The 20021-nt window shown below is 65.5% G+C and carries 14 protein-coding genes; 9 read left to right on the forward strand and 5 right to left on the reverse strand.

Annotation, left to right across the window (positions count from 1 at the left end):
- Positions 1 to 187 precede the first annotated feature (187 nt).
- The 5 genes from prmA (at position 188) to Y882_RS20535 (ending at position 7896) form a co-directional block, all read left to right on the forward strand.
- Positions 188 to 1093, forward strand: a complete 906-nt coding sequence (gene prmA / locus Y882_RS02180) for a 50S ribosomal protein L11 methyltransferase (protein ID WP_046970231.1) — start codon at positions 188 to 190, stop codon at positions 1091 to 1093.
- A 103-nt stretch (positions 1094 to 1196) separates the two neighbouring features.
- Positions 1197 to 1982: a zinc-ribbon and DUF3426 domain-containing protein gene (locus Y882_RS02185; RefSeq protein WP_046970232.1), complete on the forward strand. Its 786-nt coding sequence runs from the start codon at positions 1197 to 1199 to the stop codon at positions 1980 to 1982.
- Positions 1983 to 2273: 291 nt separating this feature from the next.
- On the forward strand, positions 2274 to 2561 hold the full coding sequence (locus Y882_RS02190) for a helix-turn-helix domain-containing protein (RefSeq protein ID WP_046970233.1): 288 nt from the start codon (positions 2274 to 2276) through the stop codon (positions 2559 to 2561).
- A 136-nt stretch (positions 2562 to 2697) separates the two neighbouring features.
- Positions 2698 to 4308 (forward strand): bifunctional phosphoribosylaminoimidazolecarboxamide formyltransferase/IMP cyclohydrolase, encoded by a 1611-nt coding sequence (gene purH, locus Y882_RS02195; protein WP_046970234.1) that lies wholly within the window; start codon positions 2698 to 2700, stop codon positions 4306 to 4308.
- 213 nt (positions 4309 to 4521) lie between these two features.
- Positions 4522 to 7896, forward strand: a complete 3375-nt coding sequence (locus Y882_RS20535; RefSeq protein ID WP_052949597.1) for an ESPR-type extended signal peptide-containing protein — start codon at positions 4522 to 4524, stop codon at positions 7894 to 7896.
- Between the two features lie 85 nt (positions 7897 to 7981).
- Here the strand turns inward: Y882_RS20535 and Y882_RS02205 are convergent, their stop codons facing one another.
- The gene (locus Y882_RS02205; RefSeq protein ID WP_046970235.1) at positions 7982 to 8983 is read right to left on the reverse strand and encodes a bile acid:sodium symporter family protein; all 1002 of its coding nucleotides are present in this window, start codon (positions 8981 to 8983) and stop codon (positions 7982 to 7984) included.
- A gap of 95 nt (positions 8984 to 9078) precedes the next feature.
- On the opposite strand from Y882_RS02205, the gene Y882_RS02210 reads away from it, so the two are divergent.
- A complete protein-coding gene (locus tag Y882_RS02210) occupies positions 9079 to 9960 on the forward strand; it encodes a LysR family transcriptional regulator (protein ID WP_046970236.1) in 882 nt (293 codons plus the stop codon).
- A gap of 207 nt (positions 9961 to 10167) precedes the next feature.
- Positions 10168 to 10878: a glutathione S-transferase gene (locus tag Y882_RS02215; protein ID WP_046970237.1), complete on the forward strand. Its 711-nt coding sequence runs from the start codon at positions 10168 to 10170 to the stop codon at positions 10876 to 10878.
- On the opposite strand, the gene Y882_RS02220 is transcribed toward Y882_RS02215, so the two are convergent.
- Together Y882_RS02220 and Y882_RS02225 are read right to left on the reverse strand one after the other, a co-directional pair.
- Positions 10875 to 11306 (reverse strand): EamA family transporter, encoded by a 432-nt coding sequence (locus tag Y882_RS02220; protein ID WP_046970238.1) that lies wholly within the window; start codon positions 11304 to 11306, stop codon positions 10875 to 10877. The genes Y882_RS02215 and Y882_RS02220 overlap by 4 nt on opposite strands.
- Before the next feature lie 30 nt (positions 11307 to 11336).
- Positions 11337 to 11867 carry a DUF2782 domain-containing protein gene (locus Y882_RS02225; protein ID WP_046970264.1) on the reverse strand — a complete coding sequence of 177 codons (531 nt, stop codon included), beginning with the start codon at positions 11865 to 11867 and terminating at the stop codon, positions 11337 to 11339.
- Between the two features lie 131 nt (positions 11868 to 11998).
- Between Y882_RS02225 and polA the strand changes: the two genes are divergently transcribed.
- The gene (gene polA, locus Y882_RS02230; protein WP_046970239.1) at positions 11999 to 14785 is read left to right on the forward strand and encodes a DNA polymerase I; all 2787 of its coding nucleotides are present in this window, start codon (positions 11999 to 12001) and stop codon (positions 14783 to 14785) included.
- 458 nt (positions 14786 to 15243) lie between these two features.
- Entirely contained in the window at positions 15244 to 16269 is a 1026-nt protein-coding gene (locus Y882_RS02235) for a LacI family DNA-binding transcriptional regulator (protein WP_046970265.1), read from the forward strand.
- A gap of 58 nt (positions 16270 to 16327) precedes the next feature.
- Here the strand turns inward: Y882_RS02235 and Y882_RS02240 are convergent, their stop codons facing one another.
- Positions 16328 to 17815, reverse strand: a complete 1488-nt coding sequence (locus tag Y882_RS02240; protein WP_046970240.1) for an MFS transporter — start codon at positions 17813 to 17815, stop codon at positions 16328 to 16330.
- Positions 17812 to 20016: an alpha-L-rhamnosidase-related protein gene (locus Y882_RS02245; protein ID WP_046970266.1), complete on the reverse strand. Its 2205-nt coding sequence runs from the start codon at positions 20014 to 20016 to the stop codon at positions 17812 to 17814. The genes Y882_RS02240 and Y882_RS02245 overlap by 4 nt, the downstream gene beginning before the upstream one ends.
- Positions 20017 to 20021: the final 5 nt, after the last annotated feature.

Below are 20021 nucleotides of genomic sequence, written 5' to 3' on the forward strand. Positions count from 1 at the left end.
GCGCACCCTGTGCGCGACCGCGGAGCAAGGGTGTACCTCTGGGCTGCCGAATCTCCCGATCCGCATGGCGACCACCGACCGCCGTCGCGCACAGGGTGCGCTCCCACAAGGTGGGCTCCCACAAAGAGAGAGGCACCATCGCCCTCACTTCGGCGACAATGCACGCCTGATATCGCAGGATCGCCCCATGCCCTGGCTTGAACTCTCCCTCACCGTCCGTGCCGAACAGCAGCCTCGTGTCGAAGAGGCGCTCGATGATCTGGGCGCGCTGTCGATCACGCTGCAGGATGCCGATGCGGAGACGCCGGATGAGCAGGCCATCTTCGAACCCGGCGTGGGCGAGCTGCCGTTGTGGCCGACCATCACGCTCAATGCGCTGTTCGAGGCCGACACGGATCGACGCGGCCTGGGCGAAGCCCTGGGGGACCTGCTGCCGTGGCTGGAGCCGGAGCAGATGCTGTTCCGCGACGTGGCGGACGAGGACTGGGAGCGCGCGTGGATGGACCAGTTCAAGCCGATGCCGTTCGGACGGCGCCTGTGGATCTATCCGTGGAACATCGAGCCGCCCGCCGATCAGGAGATCGTGGTCGTGCGGCTGGATCCAGGCCTCGCGTTCGGCAGCGGCACGCATCCCACCACGGCGCTGTGCCTGGCGTGGCTGGACAGCCTGGATCTGCAGGGCAAGAGCGTGATGGATTTCGGCTGCGGCTCGGGCATCCTGGCCATTGCCGCGCTCAAGCTCGGCGCCGCCAGCGCGGTGGGCGTGGACAATGACCCCCAGGCGCTGATCGCCTCGGCGGACAACGCCGAGCGCAACGAAGTGGCCGATCGCCTCGCGGTGTACCTGCCCGAGGATCTGATCGCCGAGCCCGCCGACGTCTTCATCGCCAATATCCTCGCCGGCCCGCTGGGCGATCTGGCGCCGACCTTTGCCGCCGCCGCCAAGCCGGGCGCACCGTTCGCCATCTCCGGCATCCTGCAGGGCCAGGAAGAGGAACTGCTGGCGCGCTATGCCCAGTGGTTCGATGAGCTGCGTGTCGACACCCAGGAGGACTGGGTGCGCATCAGCGGCCGACGTGCGACGACGCGCTAGTACGTCGAGCCACTGAGTGACCGTTCACGATACCGGCATGCCTGCGGGTGATTTGTCTCGCGCGGTGCACTAGGCTTGTTGCAATCCGGTCAGCACGGTCCGCATGTACGCTCAATGTCCTGAATGCCTCACCGTGTTCTCGTTGAATACGGAAACGCTTGCGCAGGCGCGCGGCGAGGTCGTGTGCGGACATTGCGACACCGTCTTCGACGCCCTGGCCAGCCTGAGCGACCAGCTGCCGCCGGAGCCGTTCGAGCATCTCACCCCGCGCATGCCCGAGGCGCCGCCGCGGCTGGATCTGGCGGTCTATCGCCCGGCGGCCGAGCCGGCGGCCGTGGCCGAGGCGCCCGCGCCCCACGATGTGTTCGACGAGTTCGCCCACCTGGTGGTGGCGCCGCGTTTCGCGCGCAAACCGGAGAAGAAGCGCCGCTGGCCCTGGATCAGCGCCAGCACCGTGCTGCTGCTGGCGCTGGGCGCGCAGCTGGCCTGGGCCAAGCGCGATGCATTGATCAGCGACGACACGGTGGGCCCGCTGCTGCAGCAGGCCTGCGGCGCCATGGGCTGCCAGCTGCCGCTGGTGCAGGACCTGGCGCGGCTGAGCCTGGTCGCCCGCGACGTGCAGGCCCATCCCTCCGTGCCGGGCGCGCTGCTGATCACCGCCAACGTGCACAACGACGCATCGTTCGCACAGCCTTATCCGGTGGTGTCGATCACGCTTTCCGACGCAAATGGCAGCAAGCTCGCCATGCGGCGGCTGCGGCCGGCGGAGTATCTCGGCGACAACGCCACCTTGCAGAAAGGCATACCGCCGGACGGCAGCGCGGCCTTGATGCTTGAAGTGGAAGATCCCAGCGGCAAGGCCGTGGCGTTCGAGTTCGATTTCGAATAGACGTCTATTTGATGTCGCGCGACGCGACGCCCGCCGTCGCCGCGGGCGGCTCGATGGATCCATCGCAGGCACATCTCGTGCCACCAATGCAAGCGATTGTCCATAGGACATTTTGGGAGCGTGATCCAGAGCCGTCCTGCCGAACGGGTACTTAAAATTCTCGGCACGCGAGGGTACACTCGCTCCTTCGTCTTGTGCTGCACCCGGCGTTCCATGCGAGCCGCCGCCAGCGGTATTTGCAATAAACACTGCAGTGGCCCACGTAGTCGCTGCGTTAGAACGTGAGGGGAAATGCCCGTGAACGCCGTACGACTGCCTGCCAGCGAGTCTCCGAAAGAGACGTCGTCGCAGAGCGCCTTGAGCGAATGCGTCAGCCGCACCGTGCGCCGCTATCTCGCCGATATCGGCGATACGGAATGCGACGAGGGTCTGCACGCGCTAGTCATCCGCGAGGTCGAAGGCCCCCTCCTGCGCGAAGTGCTGGCCTGGCACGACGGCAACCAGAGTCGCGCGGCTGCCGTGCTCGGCATCAATCGCGCCACCTTGCGCAAGAAGCTCGCCGCGCACGGCCTGCTGTAACACTGCTGCACCATGCGCGCCGCCGCGGGCGCGCATCTTCCATGCATTTGGCCATCCAACTGGCGCATCGGGCGCTTTCGGGCGATAGCGGCTCCAGGCGGCTATAATGTCTGGCTTCCCCGTCCTGGAAGCCGTCATGCCTGCCTCTGCCGTATCCCCCATTCGTCGCGCGCTGCTGAGCGTGTCCGATAAGACCGGACTGATCGCGCTGGGCCAGCGCCTGCACCAGGCCGGCGTGGAGCTGCTTTCCACCGGCGGCAGCGCCAAGGCGTTGCGCGAGGCGGGCATCCCGGTCAAGGACGTCAGCGACGTCACCGGCTTCCCCGAGATCATGGATGGGCGCGTCAAGACGCTGCACCCCAAGGTGCATGGCGGCCTGCTCGGTCGCCGCGGCACCGACGATGCGGTGATGGCCGAACTGGGCATCGCGCCGATCGACCTGCTGGTGCTCAATCTCTATCCGTTCGAGCAGACCGTGGCGCGGGCCGATTGCACGCTGGAAGAAGCCATCGAGAACATCGACATCGGCGGTCCGGCGATGCTCCGTTCGGCTGCCAAGAACTGGAACGACGTGGGCGTGCTCACCTCGCCGGACCAGTACGACGAGGCGCTCGCGGAAATCGAAGCACATGGCGGCCTCAGCCGCGCCACGCGGTTCAAGCTCGCGGTCGCCGCGTTCAATGGCGTGGCCAATTACGACGGCGCGATCAGCGACTATCTGTCCGCGCTCAAGCTCAACGACGGCTACGACGCCATCGCCGGTCATGACGCGTTCCCCGCGCAGGCCAACGGTCGCTTCGTGAAGATGATGGACCTGCGCTACGGCGAAAACCCGCACCAGCAGGCCGCGTTCTACCGCGACCTGTATCCGGCGCCGGGCACGCTGGCGACGTTCCGCCAGCTGCAGGGCAAGGAGCTGTCGTTCAACAACATCGCCGACTCCGATGCCGCGTGGGAATGCGTACGTAGTTTCACCAAGCCGGCGTGCGTGATCGTCAAGCACGCCAACCCCTGCGGCGTGGCGGTGAGCCTGGATGGCATTGGCCGTGCCTACGACCTGGCCTACCAGACCGACCCCACCTCGGCCTTCGGCGGCATCATCGCCTTCAACCGCGTGGTGGATGCGGCCACGGCCAAGGCCATCGTGGATCGCCAGTTCGTGGAAGTGGTGCTCGCGCCCGGCTACGAGGACGCCGCGCTCAAGGCCTTCGCCAAGAAGACCAATGTGCGCGTGCTGGAGATCCCGCCGCCGGCCGACGGCGACCTGAGCAAGGCGCATCCGGGCAACGATTGCCGCCGCGTGGGCTCGGGTCTGCTGATCCAGACCGCCGACCGCGCCATGGTCAAGGCCGAGGATCTGAAGATCGTCACCAAGCGCGCGCCCACGCCCACCGAAATCGATGATCTGATCTTCGCGTGGAAGGTGGCCAAGTACGTCAAGAGCAACGCCATCGTCTACGCCAAAAACCGCCAGACCATCGGCGTGGGCGCGGGCCAGATGAGCCGCGTGTACAGCGCCAAGATCGCCGGCATCAAGGCCGCGGACGAGCAGCTCGAAGTGCGCGGCTCGGTGATGGCCTCCGATGCGTTCTTCCCGTTCCGCGACGGCATCGATGCGGCGGCGGCGGCTGGCATCCAGGCGGTGATCCAACCGGGTGGTTCGATGCGCGATGCGGAAGTGATCGCGGCAGCGGACGAGCACGGCATGGCGATGGTGTTTACCGGGATCCGCCATTTCAGGCACTGATTCCCAACGTCAGCGATAGAAAAAGGCGCCTCCGGGCGCCTTTTTTTTCTTGGAAGAGACCCACCTGAGACAAATCTGATATCGGCGCAGATCAGACAGTTCTTATGTTTCGGCTGACCCCTCGAGCGGACCATGTGCTTCGTGGACGGCAAGGACGTCCGGCAAGCCAAACGGAAGTGGCCATCACTTTCCTCTCCTCGCTCGGGTCTTGCCATGAACACCATCTACCGCATCGTTTGGAACGCTGTTACCGGCCGCTGGGTCGTTGCTTCGGAGCTGGCCAAGGGCCGCAAGAAGGGCGCCAAGGCAGCCAAGCTCGCCGTCGCCTTGGTTGGCCTGGGCCTTGCCGGCCTGTTTGCCGCAAGCGATGCCTCGGCTGCTCAGTTCTGCACGAAGGACCCGGCGGGGGCCCAGCAGGCCTTGTCCACCACGGGTGTCGTCTCCACCTGCTACAGCGGCACGTATGTGCCGACCGGGGCGTCGGATCTTGGTGAGATCGAAGCCGCCGGCACGTTGATCTACGCCGACGGCACCAACCAGATGATCGGGTTCCGCGCCGGACTGACCGGTCAGATCGTCAATATCAATAACGCGGGCCAGATCAAGAATATCGGTGCCGGCACGGCTGCCAAGGACGCTGTGAACGTCTCGCAGCTCACCCCGGTGGTGAACGCGCTGGGCGGCGGCGCAGCGTTCAACGGCGCGACTGGCGCCGTGACCGCGCCGAGCTACGCGTTGACCAATGCCAACCGCATTGGCGGCACCAGCGGCGCGGCGGCGGACGTGGGCACTGGCTTCAGCAAGGTGGATGGCGCCCTGGGTGCGCTCGACACCAGCATCACCAATATCAACAACGGCAAGGCGGGCCTGGTACAGCAGGCTTCCGCTGGTGCCGACCTGACCGTGGGCAATGTTACCGATGGTGCTGCGGTGAACTTCGCCGACAAGAACGGCAACGCCCGTACGCTGAAGAACGTCAAGGCCGGCGTGAACGTCAACGACGCCGTCAACATGTCGCAGCTCAACGCGACCAATGCGGCCGTGACCCAGAACACCACGAACATCACTTCGCTCGGCAACCGCGTCACCACCAACGAGGGCAACATCAGCAACATCGATGCCCGTACGACCCAGAACACCAACAGCATCTCCTCGCTGGATGGCCGCGTGACGAATGTGGAAGGCAGCGTCAGCACCCTTACCAACCAGATCAACAAGGGCTCGGTGGGCATGGTGCAGCAGGCCTCGGCCGGTGCGGACCTGACCGTGGGCAAGGCTACCGATGGCGCAGCGGTGAATTTCGCCGACCAGGGCGGCAATGCCCGCACGCTGAAGAACGTGAAGGCCGGCGTGAACGCCAACGACGCCGTCAACATGTCGCAGCTCAATGCGACCAATGCGGCCGTGGCCCAGAACACGACGAACATTGCCTCGCTGGACCAGCGCGTCACCACCAACGAAGGCGATATCGGCGCACTCAACACCAACGTGGGCAAGATCGACGCCCGCGTCACCCAGAACACCACGGATATCTCTTCGCTGGATCACCGCGTCACCACCAACGAAGGCGACATCAGCACGATCAATACCAACGTCAGCAAGATCGATGGCCGCGTCACCCAGAACACCACGGACATCGCCTCGCTGGATCACCGCGTCACCACCAACGAGGGCGACATCAGCACGATCAACACCAACGTGAGCAACATCGACGGCCGTGTCACCCAGAACACCAACAGCATCTCCTCGCTCGACGGCCGCGTGACGAACGTGGAAGGCAGCATCGGCAACTTCACCAACCAGATCAACAGCGGCTCGGTGGGCATGGTGCAACAGGCCTCGGCCGGCGCGGACCTGACGGTGGGCAAGGCCACCGATGGCGCAGCGGTGGACTTTGCCGACCAGGGCGGCAACGCTCGTACGCTGAAGAACGTGAAGGCCGGCGTGAACGGCAACGACGCCGTCAACATGTCACAGCTCAACGCGACCAATGCGGCCGTGACCCAGAACACGACGAGCATCTCCTCGCTGGACCAGCGTGTCACCACCAACGAAGGCGACATCAGCACGATCAACACCAGCGTCAGCAACATCGACGGCCGCGTCACCCAGAACACCACGGATATCTCTTCACTGGACCACCGCGTCACCACCAACGAAGGCGACATCGGCACGCTCACCACCAACGTCAGCAACATCGACGGCCGCGTCACCCAGAACACCACGGACATCGCCTCGCTGGGCGGCCGCGTGACCAATGTGGAAGGCAGCGTCAGCAGCATCACCAACCAGATCGCCAACGGCGAGCTGGGTCTGGTCAAGCAGGACGCCGGCAGCAAGGTCGTCAGCGTGGCCAAGGACACTGGCGGCAAGCTGGTCGACGTGTCCGGCACGGACGGCGAGCGCAAGCTGGCGGGCGTGGCCGAGGGTGAGGTCAGCGCCTCCAGCAAGGAGGCCGTCACTGGCAGCCAGCTGTTCGCCACCAACCAGCGGGTGGCGCAGAACACTGCCGACATTGCCAACCACGCGGCGTCCATCGCCAACCTGAGCCAGTCGATCAGCAACATCACCACCGGCGGCAACGGCGTGAAGTTCTTCCACGCCAGCTCGGCGGCCGCCGATTCGGTGGCCTCGGGCCAGGAGTCGGTGGCCATGGGTGGCGGTGCGCAGGCGACGGCGAAGCAGTCGGTGGCACTGGGTTCGGGTTCGGTGGCTGACCGCGACAACTCGGTGTCGGTCGGTTCGCAGGGCAACGAGCGCCAGATCACCCACGTCAAGGCCGGCACCGCCGACACGGATGCGGTGAACGTGGCACAGCTGAAGGCCGCCGGCGTGATCAATGGCGACGGCACGGCCAATGCCGCCGTGACCTACGACCGCAACGCGGACGGCTCGGCCAACCACGGCAGCGTCACGCTGGGCAACGGCCAGGCCGCCAGCGGCACGGCCATCCACAACGTGGCGGCCGGCGTCGGTGAGACGGATGCGGTGAACGTGGGGCAGCTCAATGCGGTCGTGTCCCAGGCAACCAGCACGTCGAAGGCGATCGCCTCCAACGATGCCGGTGCGCCAGCGGCGAAGGCGACCGGCAAGCACTCGACCGCGATCGGCGGCGGATCGGTGGCCGATCGTGACGACACCGTGTCGGTGGGTTCGCAGGGCAACGAGCGTCAGCTCACCAACGTCAAGGCCGGCACGGTCGATACCGATGCGGTGAACGTCGCCCAGATGAACCAGGCCAGCAGCTCGGCCACCAGCAGCGCCAACAGCTATACGGACCAGCAGGTGGGCAACGTCGCCAATCAGGTCGCCGGCATGCAGCAGCAGATGGACGACCAGTTCCGCAACGTCAACAAGCGCATCAGCGGCGGCAACGCCATGAGCACCTCGATGATGACGATGGCGGCCAGCCTCGGCGGCATCGAGACGCAGAACCGCTTCGGCGCCGGCACGGGCTTCTCCAACGGTGCCAAGGCCATTTCGGTCGGCTACCAGCGCGCCATCAGCAAGCGCGCCAACATCACCGTCGGTGCCTCGGTCACCGGGGGCGACAGCTCGGTCGGCGTGGGCGTGGGCATGGGCTGGTAATCAGGAAATCATCGGGTAGAAGCAAAGGGCGTCCAGGAAGGACGCCCTTTTTTTAAGCGCGGATCTTGCAGTGCCCGTTCGCGTTTCAGCTTTCCGTGGCGACACCGATCTTGCGGCGATGGGTCTCCATCCGCTCCGCATACTTCTTCGCCAGCACCGCACACGTCATCAACTGGATCTGGTGAAACAGCATGATCGGCAGCACGATGGTGCCCAGCGGATGACCGGCAAACAGCACCTTGGCCATCGGCACGCCGCTGGCGAGGCTCTTCTTGGAACCGCAGAACACGATGGTGATTTCATCCTCGCGCTTGAAACCCAGCGCACGCGCACCGTAGCGGGTGACGATGAGTGCAATGGCCAGCAGCACGGCGTTGACGATCAGCAGGCCGCCGAGCACCGGTAGCGGAATCTGCTTCCACAAGCCCTGCAGCACCGCTGCACTGAAGGCCGTATAGACCACCAGCAAGATCGAGCCCTGGTCGACGAAGGACAGCAGCGAGCGGTTGCGCTCCACCCAGCGGCCGATCCAGCGCTGCGCGATCTGCCCCGCCACGAACGGCACCAGCAGCTGCAGCACGATGGCGCCGATGGCATCCCAGTTCATGCCGCCCTGCCCGTGCGATTCCAGCATCGCGCCCACCAGCAGCGGCGTGATGAAGATGCCAAGCATGCTGGAGGCGGAGGCGGAACAGATCGCCGCCGGCACATTGCCGCGCGCCATCGAGGTGAACGCGATGGAGGACTGCACGGTCGACGGCAGCGTGCACAGGAACAACACGCCTAGGTAGAGCGAGGGCGTCACCAGCGGCGACAGCACCGGGCGCAGCAGCAGCCCGAGCACCGGAAACAGCACGAAGGTGCTGGCCAGCACGGTGAGGTGCAATCGCCAGTGCGTCATGCCGGCCACCACGGCCTCGCGGGAGAGCTTGGCGCCGTGCAGGAAGAACAGCAGCGCGATGGCCAGGTCCGTCAGCACGTTGAACACGCTGGCGGTGGTGCCGCGGCAGGGCAGCAGGCTGGCCAGTGCCACGGTGACGATCAGGGCGCAGGTAAAGCGGTCGGGCAGGAAGCGACTCAGGGACATGGCCGTGGCACGCGCAATCGGGGAATGGGCTTATTGGACCGCCAGCCCATTGATTAATCAAATCGTTTTATCTGATCTACTGATACAGTATTGGCATGAATATCAGCCTGCGCCAGCTCCGTGCCTTTCTTGCCGTGGCCCGCCAGCAGCATTTCCGGCGGGCGGCGGAGAGCCTGCACCTGAGTCAGCCGGCGGTGAGCCGCCACATCGCGGATCTGGAAGCGGAGCTCGGCATCCGCCTGTTCGACCGCACCACCCGCGAAGTGCTGCCCACCGAGGCCGGCCGCTATCTGGAAAGCGCGATCGGGCGCGTGCTGGACGAACTGGAGGGCGTGCTCTCGCACCTGCACTCGGAGAGCGAACGAAAGCGCGGCAAGGTACACGTGGCCTCGGTGCCGACCTTGTCCGCGGGCTTGATGCCCCGGTGCATCGCCGACTGCGCCGCGCGCTATCCCGAGCTCACCATCCAGTTGCACGACCAGGCGCAGACCATGGTGCTGGACAGCGTGCGCGGCGGTGAAGTGGATTTCGGGGTGGCCATCGATCCGCCGCTCACTGGCGAGTTCGACAGCGAACGCCTGCTGCGCGATCCATTTGTGCTGGTATGCCGGCCCGATCATCCGCTGGCGCAACTGGAGCGCGTGCCGTGGCGCAAGTTGCAGGGGCAGCCACTGATCCTGCTCGACTATTCGTCCGGCAGCCGCCGCCTGATCGATCACGCGCTGGCCAGCCGCGGCATCGAGGCCAATATCGTGCAGCAGACCGGGCATACGTTCACCACCTTCCGCATGGTCGAGGCCGGGCTCGGCATCAGCGTGAGTCCCGCGCTGGCACCGCCGCCTGCCACGCTGGTGACGCGACCACTGACGCCGCAGGAAAGCCGCGAGGTGGTGTTGATCAAACGCAGGCAGCGGTCGCTGTCGCCATTGGCGACGCTGGTGTGGGAGCAGTTGCGCGAGCTGACCGGCACGATGTAACCGCCCCTCCTTATGGGAGCGCACCCTGTGCGCGACTGGCGCCTCGGTGAAAACCAATCGTTCCAGCATCATGAGGGCCTGTCGCGCACAGGGTGCGCTCCCACAGTTGGGGGTGGATCGAACAGTGATGATCGAGGCGATGCCGCAATCACGCTTCGTTGAACGCCCACTGCCTAGCCTCGCGACCTTCTCCCGAGGACTCTCGCCATGCGCTACAAGCTCTACTACTGGCGCGGCATCCAGGGACGCGGCGAATTCGTCCGCCTCGCGCTGGAAGATGCCGGTGCCGATTACGACGATGTCGCGCGCGAGCAAGGCGACCACGCCATGATGCCGTTTCTCCAGGGCAAACAGCCCGGCGCGTTGCCGTTTGCTCCACCTTTCCTGCGCGCGGGCAAGGAGGTGATAGCGCAGGCCGCGAACATCCTCGCGTACCTGGGGCCGCGCCATGGCCTGGCGCCCGCTTCCGAAGCAGCTCAGCGGTACGCGATGCAACTGCAGCAGACCGTCACCGATATCGTCGCCGAGGCGCACGACACGCATCACCCGATTTCCGGCGACCTGTACTACGAGCAGCAACGCGGCGAAGCACGCCAGCGTGCCAACGCGTTCTGCGCGGCACGCATCCCGAAATTCCTCGGTTATTTCGAGCAGGTGCTCGACCGCGGCGATGGGCACCACGCGATCGGACGGCGCCATTCGTATGTGGATCTGTCGCTGTTCCAGCTGATGTCAGGGCTGGACTATGCGTTTCCCAACGCGATGAAGGCCATCCGCCGCCGCACCACGAAACTGCGTGCGCTGCAGGACCGTGTGGCCGAGCGGCCGAATATCGCGGCCTATCTCGCCTCCGAGCGGCGCATCCCATTCAACGAGGACGGCATCTTCCGCCACTACCCGGAACTGGACGAGCGCTAGAACACCGCGATGATGATTGCGCCCAGCACGATCAGCCCGCCGCCGATCGCCAGCGACCAGCTCAGCTGTTCGCCCAGCAACAACACGCCGAGCACGATGGCAATGGCCACGCTCAGTTTGTCGATCGGCGCGACACGGCTCACCGGGCCCAGCTGCAGCGCGCGGTAATAGCAAAGCCACGACAGCCCCGTAGCGATGCCCGACAGCACCAGGAAGACCCAGCTGCTGGTGGGCAGCCCCGTGGGGCGCGCCCATTCGTTGCGCAGGCTGAGGATGCCGGCCGTGACCAGCAGGATCACGATGGTGCGGATGAAGGTGGCGAGGTTGGAGTTGATCCCCGCCACGCCCAGCTTACCGAACAAGGCCGTCAGCGCGGCGAAGAACGCCGAGCCCAGCGCGAACAGCAGCCAGCTCTCGCGCAGGTTCATACCGACCTCACCGATGGCAGCCGCACGGACTTACTGGCCGCCGTTGTCCTGGTCTTCCGCCGACTTGCTCTTGCCCCACTCCATGACCTTGTACATCACCGGCTTCACCGGCTCGCCGGCCTGGTTGGTCCAGGCGCCCTTCTGGTCGACCATATAGGTCTGCGGGATGCCGCTCTTGGGCGTCACCACCACCATGTAGACCTGGCCGCTGCGGCTGTATTCCTGGATGGTCTGGTCGCCTTCGGTGTGCACCCGCACCTGCGGCGGCGCATTGCCGTTCGCGTCGCGCGGCTGGGCATCGGAGGTGGCCGGGGTCGAAGTCGCCGGTGCGCTCAGGGTGGCTTCGGTGTCCGCGGAGACATTGCCCGATGCCGATTTCTTGGTGGCGGCGGACTTGGGCGCCGCGGCCTTGGGCGCCGGCGGCGGAGGCGTGGCCTTCACACCCGGATCGTTCATGCCCGGCGGCGGCGGGGCCGGCGGAAACTGGCTGGCGGACGACTGGGCAAACGCATTAGACGCGATGGCCACACCAAGAACGGCAAGCAAAGCGACGGGTTTCATGATGATGGCCTCCTGTGGGATGTGGAGCATATCAGCGCAGAACCGCACGGCTCGTGAAGCGTCCCTGGGGCGCTGCGCCACGCCTGAACGCAGCACCGTGCAGTCCGGTGCACGCGTGCGACAATTGCGGCATGGCCAAGCTCATCCTGATCGACGGTTCCTCCTACCTCTATCGCGCCTTCCATGCGCTCCCACCGCTCACCAATTCGCAGGGCGAGCCCACCGGCGCGCTGTTTGGCGTGGTGAACATGTTGCGCGCTACGCTCAAGGCCAAGCCCGATTACGTGGCCTTTGTCAGCGACGCGCCGGGACCCACCTTCCGCAACCAGCTCTACGACCAGTACAAGACCAATCGCCCGCCGATGCCGGACGATCTGCGCGCGCAGGTGGACCCCATGCTCGCCATCGTCGGCGCGCTGGGTTTTCCCATCCTGCGCGTGGCCGGCGTGGAAGCCGACGACGTGATCGGCACGCTCACCGAGCAGGCGCACGCGCAAGGCATCGAGGTGGAGATCTCCACCGGCGACAAGGACCTCGCGCAGCTGGTGCGCCCCGGCGTCACCCTGGTCAACACCATGACCAACACGACCACCGACAGCGCCGGGGTGATGGACAAGTTCGGCGTCCAGCCCTCGCAGATCGTGGACTTTCTCTCGCTCACCGGCGATACCGTCGACAACGTGCCGGGCGTGCCCAAATGCGGCCCCAAGACCGCGGCGAAATGGCTGGCCGAATACGGCACGCTCGATAATCTGATCGCCAACGCCGACAAGGTCGGCGGCAAGATCGGCGAGAGCCTGCGCGCCGCGCTGCCGCAGCTGCCGCTGTCGCGCGACCTGGTGACGATCAAGCTGGATGTGCCGCTGGAGGAGTCGGTGTCGCAGCTGACGTTCCGCGAGCGGCATGACGAGGCCTTGCGCGAGCTGTACACGCGCTATGAGTTCAAGGCGGCGTTGAAGGATATGGATGCCGAAGCCGGCGCAACACCTCCTGTGGGAGCGCACCCTGTGCGCGACGCGGGCGGAGCGGTTTCCGGCAACGCTACCGGCACGGCCAGTCGCGCACAGGGTGCGCTCCCACAGGAGCCCGAGCACGCGGCGAATCTTGCCATGGCCGGCCAATACGAACTGGTCACCACCCAGCCCCAGTTCGAAAGCTGGCTGGCGAAGATCGCCACCGCGCCACTGGTGTCGTTCGATACCGAAACCACCTCGATCGATTCGATGCAGGCCGATATCGTGGGCCTGAGCCTGTCGGTGGAACCGGGCCACGCCTGCTATGTGCCGCTGGCGCACGACTATCCCGGCGCGCCGGCGCAGCTGTCGCGCGAGCAGGTGCTCGCCACGCTCAAGCCCTTCTTCGAGGACGCGACGCGTCCCAAGATGGGCCAGCACGCCAAGTACGACATCAATATCCTGTCCAACTACGGCATCCATCTGCGCGGCCTCAAGCACGATTCCATGCTGGAGTCGTATATCTGGAACGCCACGGCCACGCGCCACGACATGGACTCGCTGGCGCGCAAATACCTGGGCGTGGAAACGATCAAGTACGAGCAGGTCGCCGGCAAGGGCGCCAAGCAGATCCCGTTCTCGCAGGTGGATCTGGATACGGCTTGTCGGTACGCCGCCGAAGATGCCGACATCACGCTGCGCCTGCACCACGCGCTGTGGCCGAAGCTGGAGAGCGAGCCGTCGCTGCGCTCGGTGTACGAAAACATCGAAATACCGCTGATTCCCGTACTCGCCTCGATGGAACAGCGCGGCGTGCTGATCGACGTCAGCGAGCTGCGCATGCAGAGCCAGCAGCTGGGCAAGCGCATGCTGGAACTGCAGCAGGAAGCGTGGAAAGGCGCGGGGCACGAGTTCAATCTCGATTCGCCCAAGCAATTGCAGGCCGTGTTGTTCGACGAGCTGGGATTGTCCGCGAAGGTGAAGACCCCGACCGGCCAGCCGTCCACCAACGAGGAAGCGCTCGCGGCGATTGCGGACGATCACGCTCTGCCGCGCCTGATCCTCGACTATCGCGGACTGGCCAAGCTGCGTTCGACGTATACGGACAAGCTGGCCGAGATGGTCAATCCGCGCACCGGGCGCGTGCACACCAGTTATCACCAGGGTTCGGTGGCGACGGGGCGCGTGTCCTCGTCCGATCCCAACCTGCAGAACATCCCCATTCGCACCGAGGAAGGCCGCCGAATCCGCCAGGCCTTCGTGGCGCCGCAGGGCTGGGTGGTGCTGGCGGCCGACTACTCGCAGATCGAGTTGCGCATCATGGCGCACCTGTCCGGCGACGAGGGCCTGGTCAAGGCGTTCAAGGAAGGTGGCGATGTGCACCGCGCCACGGCCGCCGAAGTGTTCGGGCTCAAGCCGGAAGACGTGAGCGCCAACCAGCGCCGCGCAGCCAAGGCGATCAACTTCGGCCTGATGTACGGCATGAGTGCGTTTGGCCTCGCCCGTCAGCTGGGCGTGGATCGCGGTGAAGCCAGCGACTATATGGCGCGCTACTTCGCGCGCTATCCGGGCGTGCATGCCTTCATGGAGGCGACGCGCCAGCAGGCGCATCGCGATGGCTATGTGGAAACGCTGTTCGGCCGCCGCCTGTATCTGGAAAACCTGCAGTCGCGCAACCAGGCGCTGCGCGCCGGCGCCGAACGCGCGGCGGTGAATGCGCCGATGCAGGGCACGGCGGCAGACATCATCAAGCGCGCCATGCTCGCCGTGCACGACTGGCTGCAACCCCGCGACGACGCGCACATGCTGATGCAGGTGCACGATGAACTGGTGTTCGAGGTGCGCCAGGATGTGGTCGAGGAGGTGCGCGCCGGCGTGGTCGCACGCATGTCGGGGGCGGCGGAGCTGTCCGTGCCGCTGCTGGTCGAGGCGGGGGTGGGCAAGAACTGGGATGAGGCGCATTGAGGGTGAGATTGGGGGCGCGCATCCGTCGCGCCGGCCCCTCCTTGTAGGAGCGCACCCTGTGCGCGACCGCCACGCTCGGGTGCACCGCTCCGTTGGCTTGTCGCGCACAGGGTGCGCTCCTACAAAGGTTTCCTTTGGCGCTCCGAATTGTTCGATTTTCGTCAAATGAACGCCTCCTAACCAAAACCCGATGACGCAGTGCAACTTTCGCCGTCTGGCGCGTTCTTAATACTCGGATGCACGCAACGGCATCCGCGGGCTCGCCACCTCCCTGGACGAGCCCAAACGGTAAAGCGAACCTCTCCCCTGGGTTTCGCTTTCCACCCCGGCCCCGAGGATTCCCCCCTAATCCTCGGGGCTTTTTCTTGCCTGGCGTCCAGACCGGACGCATGAAAGGACAGCGAGCACACAAGCCGCTAGGATCTGCGCACTGACTCAAGAGTCACCGCTGCGTGCAGATCAAGGGAAAAGTCACTTCATTCGATATCGCCCACCTGGCCGGGGTCTCCCAGTCCACGGTGTCGCGCGCCTTGCGCGGCAGTCCGCTGGTCAACGAGGAGACGCGCCGGCGCATCCAGGCCGCGGTCGATGAGCTGAACTACAAGGTCGACAAGAACGCCTCGGGCCTGCGCGCCAAGCACACCGGCACGCTGGCCCTGCTGCTGTTCGAGGACCCGACCGCCGACGAGTCCCACATCAATCCGTTCTTTCTTTCGATGCTGGGCTCGATCACCCGCGCCAGCGCGCAGCGCGGCTACGACCTGCTGATCTCCTTCCAGCAGTTTTCGCGCGACTGGCATGCCGACTATGCGGACAGCATGAAGGCCGACGGCATCATCCTGCTTGGCTACGGCGATTACCTGGCCACGCGCGACAAGCTGCAGAAGCTGGTGGACCAGGGCACCCGCTGCGTGCGCTGGGGCGCGGTGCTGCCCGATCAGCCGGACGTCTCGGTGGGCTGCGACAACCTCAGCGGCGGCCGCGAGGTCACCGCCCACCTGCTCGAGCAAGGCTGCCGGCGCATCGCCTTCCTGGGCGACGCCTCCAGCCACTATCCCGAATTCTTCGATCGCTACCGCGGATATTCGCGCGCTCTTAGCGACGCCGGACTGCATGCGGAAGCCCTGCTGCAGGTGAACGCCGAGAGCACCGAGCGTTCCGGTTACGACGCGCTGGAAACGCTGCTGGCGCGCGGCGTGAGTTTCGATGCGGTGTTCGCCGCCAGCGACCTGATTGCCTTCGGCGCGATGCGCGCGCTCGCCGACCACGGATTGCGCGTGCCGGACGATGTGGCGCTGGCCGGCTTTGACGATATCCCGATGGCGAGCTTCGTCAATCCGCCGCTCACCACGGTGCTGCAGGACACCAAGCTCGCCGGCGAGATCCTGGTCGACAATTTGCTAGCGCTGATTCGCGGCGAGCCCGCGCAGAGCGGGATGCTGCCGGCGAAGCTGATCGTGCGCAAATCCAGCGTCAAACGCTGAAGAAACCCCACTGTAGGAGCGCACTTGTGNNGCACAAGTGCGCTCCTACAATGGGAGATCAATGCGCTTCTACTGCGTCCAACCGCGTCGACGGCTCCGCCACCCGCAACGTACACAACCCGGCCACCAGCAGGCTCGCGCCGCCCATCGCCAGCGCCCAGATCGGCTGGCCGTGGAAGAACAGCCGCAGCAGCAGGCCCAGCACACTGGCCGCCATCAGCTGCGGGATCACGATGAAGAAATTGAAGATGCCCATATAGACGCCCATCTTCGACGCCGGCAGGTTGTCCGACAGCAGCGCGTACGGCAGCGACAGGATCGAGGCCCACGCAAAACCCACGCCGACCATCGACAACAGCAGCCACTGCGGATCGCGGATCACCAGGATCGACAGCAGGCCCGCCCCGCCCAGCGCGCAGTTGAGCAGATGACTGATGCGCAGGCCCCAACGACGCACCATCCACGGGATCGCCGCGGCCGCCACGGCGGCAAACGCGTTGTATGCCGCAAACAGCACGCCCACCCAGTTGGCGCCTTCGTTATAGGCGGCCGAATGCACATCGGTGGTGCCGTAATGCACGGAGGTCACCGCGGCGGTCGTGTAGATCCACAGGGCGAACAGCGCGAACCAGGAGAAGAACTGCACCACGGCGAGCCGGCGCATGGATTCGGGCATGCTGTAGAGATCGCCCATCACCTGGCTGAGCATGCCGCGGCTGCGCGTGATGGAGAGCCACGAAAAAAGCGTGCCGAACAGCGCCAGCCCGCCTGCCAGCAAGTACAGCTCTTTTTCCAGCGCATAGTGGCGGATCGCCACCAGCAAGGCGGCGCCGGCGATGATGAGCAGCACACCGAAACGCCACGCTCCCGACGCGTTGCTCGCAGTGGTCTCCACCGGATTGTCGGTGAACGCTTCCAGCTCGCCCGGCGGATATTCGCGCGTGGTCAGCACGGTCCACAGCACCGAACCCAGCAACACCACGCCGCCGAGATAGAACGCGTATTTCACCGTATCGGGAATGGCGCCCTCGCCGGCCACATTGCTCACGCCCAGCTTGGCCAGCAGCCAGGGCAACAGCGAGGCCACCACCGAACCCACGCCGATGAAGAAGCTCTGCATCGCGTAGCCCACCGGGCGCTGGCGCGGCGGCAGCTGGTCGCCCACGAAAGCGCGGAACGGCTCCATCGAAATATTGATCGAGGCGTCCATGATCCACAGCAGCCCCGCCGCCACCCACAGCACCGGCGAATTGGGCATGCACAGCAGCGCCAGCGTGGTCAGTACCGCGCCGATCAGGAAATACGGGCGACGCCGGCCCAGCCGCGTCCAGGTGCGGTCGGACAGGTAACCGATGATCGGCTGCACCAGCAGGCCCGAGAACGGCGCGGCGATCCACAGCGCCGGGATATCGCCGACGTCCGCGCCGAGCGTCTGGAAGATGCGGCTGACGTTCGCGTTCTGCAAGGCAAAACCAAACTGGATGCCCAGGAAACCGAAGCACATGTTCCAGATCTGCCAGAACGACAGCTCGGGCTTGCGTGTCATGGCTTGGCTATCACCGGCGACGGCGACACCAGCATGGCCTCGACCTTGGTATCGTTGACCGGGCCGGTTGCCCCGCCCTGCTCACCGGTGTAGTGCGCGTTGTGGCGCAAGTCACTCATGTTGAATCCCTGGTCCAGTCGGTAACGGCACAGCGCACCCGCCCGTGCCGTGAACGTGGCCGTGCTGGAGCGCTGCGTGCCCACACTATGCGGCATCACCACCGGTACGCGCTGTGGCGCTGCACCATCGCAGGAGACGTCGAGCAGTTTCACTGCGGCGGTAATGCCGGTGTTGATCGGCCCATGGTCATTCGCATAGTCGAACGAGACGCTGTAGCTGCCGTCCTTCGGCGCTTTCCATTGCCACGGACCTGGGCCGGCAAGACGCGACTCCTCGCCCTTGCAGGTCGCCATGCTGGGCAAGGATTCCAGACCGCCGTCTCCGACACGCGTGACCTGGAAGCACTGGCGCGTGTCACCCTTGGGCAACGTGAGGCTGCCGTCGATCGGGCCCACGCGGTGGCCGTCCAGATACAACATGCCCTTGCCCTGGAAGCCGACCTGCCAGCGATTGCCGTTTTCGGTAACCGCGGGTGCATCGGGCATGTCCGCAGCAAACAGCGGTGCATCGGTGCGCAGCGGTTTGGCATCGCTGTGGATCGCCTTCAGCTGCACCGTGGTTTCGTCGCCATCGCGATGCTGCGACTGGGCCACCAGCAGATCGCCGTCGAGCTTGGCCGGGCGCACCAGGGTAATCCGCTGGCCGGCCAGATCCAGCGTGATCTTCTGCTTGTCGCCAAACAACGGCGCCACCCACGACGCTGGCAGTTTCGGTTCGATGCGCCCATCGTCACCCAGGCCGAATACGCCGCTGACCACCATGTCGAGATAACCCGCCACCGACCACAGCTGGCGCGGCGAGTTGACCACCGGACCGCTGAGCTTGCCTTCGTCGACATGCACGGCCTGCGAGACCAGCTCATAGTTCTCCATGTTGGACGAGGCGAGCGCGGCGCCGCGCAGGATCGAATCCATCTCGTGCGCGATGCGCGGCGCGTCGTTCACCGTGCGCGCGGCACGCAGCGCATAGGCGCTCACGAACGGCCAGATCGCGCGGTTGTGATAGATCGGCTGATCCTTGCGCTCCGGCCATATCACCGGGCTGCCCGCCTGCCAGGTCGGATAGTTGGCCAGCGACTGTTTGGCCTTGGTGGTATCAGCCACGCCGCTGGTCACCGCCAGTGCGATGCCGAGCAGATCGTAGCTGTCGACCGGCATGGCTTCGGGGCCGAGATAGCTCATGTACATGCCGCGATCGGCGCGCCAGAAGTGCGCGTTGATCGCCTGCTTCAAGGCAGCGGCCTGTGCGCGATAGTCCTTCGCCGAGGCATCGCGCTGCTGATCTGCCAGTTGCGCGGCCAGCTGCAAGGCCTGGTAGTGCAGCACATTGGTGGACAGCGCGAACGACTCGCCGATATAGCGCACGTCCTTCTCGGTCCACGCGGGATAGGTCTGCTCGCGCCAGTCGAGGAACGAGGTCTCGCCGCGATAAAGGCCGAGTGTGCTGTCGAAGACGTAGAGGCGATCCTGCGCCAGCGTGTCCTTCAGCGCATGCCAGGTGTCGTCGGCAAACGCCTTGTCACCCAACAGATGTTTGGCGCCAAGGAACCACACCACTCGATCGGTGCTGATTGGCCAGCTGCCACCGGAGCCGGTGTCCTGCATCACGTACAGGCCTGGCGTGGCCGAGGGCTCGCGCACATCGGACAACTTGAAGCGCAGCGATTCGCGCGCGCGATCGGCGTCGAGGCGCCACAACGCCAGATCGATCGAATACGACAGATCGCGCGTCCATACGTACGGCCACTTTTCGCCGGTGGCGTAGCAATGGCAGGGGATTTCCTTGCCATGGTCGTAGGCCCCGTCCTTGATGGCGGCCACGGCGTCGTGGCTGAGGTCGTCCTGCGCCATGGCAAACAGGCCGTCGAACAGCGGGCTGGCCGTGTGCACGGACAACTTCTGCGCGGCAATGCTGCGATCGCCTGCCGGCGCGTGGAGCACGAAGCTTCCATGGGCTTCGCTGCTCATGCTGGCGGTCTTGCCGAGCCAGCTCACCTCGCCTTGTGCATTGACTGCCTGGGCGTGCGCGACGCCGGCAAGCAGCGACGCTGCACAGGCAAGCGCGAGGCGCGCACGACGCATGGACG

The organism is Dyella japonica DSM 16301 (assembly GCF_001010355.1).
GTDB classification, from domain to species: domain Bacteria; phylum Pseudomonadota; class Gammaproteobacteria; order Xanthomonadales; family Rhodanobacteraceae; genus Dyella; species Dyella japonica.